Annotated in this window: 1 protein-coding gene; it reads left to right on the top strand. The window is 45.1% G+C overall.

Features of this window, described 5'->3' with window-relative positions; all coding sequences use genetic code 11:
• Positions 1–146 precede the first annotated feature (146 nt).
• Positions 147–920 (top strand): endonuclease/exonuclease/phosphatase family protein, encoded by a 774-nt coding sequence (locus tag A3735_RS00745; protein WP_068637368.1) that lies wholly within the window; start codon positions 147–149, stop codon positions 918–920.
• The last annotated feature ends 64 nt before the right edge of the window (positions 921–984 follow it).

Raw genomic sequence — 984 nt, 5'->3', positions numbered from 1 at the left:
CCGATTAATGTGGTAATGAATAGTCGTCGTGAAACAGGGTAATTCTAGTTTATGTATCAACGAATCAAACATCGTATCAGTGAACTGATTACGCCGATCAATGAGTCGCTACAAAACGCAGCATCGCAACAGGTGCACCCTGAGAACTGAAAAAGACCCCGTTTCTTGAAACAGACAAAACGATTCGACTATTAACCTTCAATATTCAAGTGGGTATTTCCACCTCTTCCTACCGTCACTATCTGACACGTAGTTGGCAGCACGTTTTGCCTCACAAAAAGCGGCAAGACAATCTGGATAAAATTGCTGAGCTGATTAGTCAGTACGATATGGTGGCTTTGCAGGAGGTCGATGGCGGTAGCTTGCGCAGCGGATTTATTAATCAGGTCGAATACCTTGCGAGTAATGCAGGTTTGCCGTTTTGGTATCAGCAGTTAAATAGAAATTTTGGTCCTGTAGCAAAGCATAGTAATGGCTTGTTAAGTCGTTTCCGGCCAATCAAGGTTGAAGAGCATCGCTTGCCTGGCTTAATACCTGGCCGAGGCGTGATTGTTGCCGAGTACGGAAAAGAGGAAGATCCGATCGTATTGGTGATTATGCACTTGTCGCTCAGCGATAGTGCCCAAAAACAGCAGCTACGTTTTGTTCGGGATTTGGTTGATGACTATAACCATGTGGTGTTGATGGGCGACATGAATACCCATGCCGAGAAAATACTGCATGACTCTCCGCTAAAAGGAGCCGGCTTGGTGACTTTGCCGGGCGTATCTCATTCATTTCCTAGCTGGCGCCCTGAAAAGGCCTTAGATCATATTCTGGTGAGTCGTAGCCTATTGGTTAAGAGGGCGGGCGTGGTAACGTTTCCGGTATCTGACCATTTACCCATCGAATTAGAGGTAAAACTACCCAAAGGCTATTAGCTTGAAACTTTGAAAATATAGACATAGACAGGCACAAAAAACCCGACAATAAAGTCGGGCTTTT

The sequence above is a fragment of the Oleiphilus sp. HI0061 genome (assembly GCF_001635675.1).
The sequence above is the reverse complement of the archived record's forward strand: the minus strand, read 5'-3'. Positions and strand labels throughout refer to the sequence as shown.